1 protein-coding gene is annotated in these 395 nt (G+C 69.9%); it reads right to left on the reverse strand.

Annotated elements, in window-relative coordinates; all coding sequences use genetic code 11:
* The coding region (locus tag J7U37_RS24975; protein ID WP_247637508.1) for a GNAT family N-acetyltransferase at nucleotides 1–395 on the reverse strand (395 nt) is incomplete at both ends.

The raw sequence follows: 395 nt of genomic DNA on the forward strand, positions 1-395 counted from the left end.
AGGCAGGCCATCGTCTCGCCCCAGGGCGCGAGGCCCTGTTCGACGAAGCCGGCGTCCCGATAAAGCTGGCGGGCCACGTCGTTGTCGACGGCGTAGGCGACCATCAGGCGATCGCTGCGCCGCCTCGTCCGGCGCACGCTGGCGATGATCCGTTGCAGGGCGGCGCGGCCATGCCCCTTGCCCTGGTAGCGGCGGTCGATCATCAGGCGGTAGAGCCAGTAGTGGCCGTCGTCGGCGTCGGGGCCGTAGAGGGCGAAGCCGACCATGCGCCCGCCGTGGTGGATGCCGACCGCGCGGAACCCCGGCAGGAAGCGGCTCTGGGCCAGCGAATAGAGGTTGGAAGCGACGAAGTGCGCCTGGTGGCGGGCGACCTTCAGGTCAATGCAGGTTTCCCA

The sequence above is a fragment of the Methylobacterium sp. 37f genome, from assembly GCF_023093475.1.
Classification (GTDB): Bacteria; Pseudomonadota; Alphaproteobacteria; order Rhizobiales; family Beijerinckiaceae; genus Methylobacterium.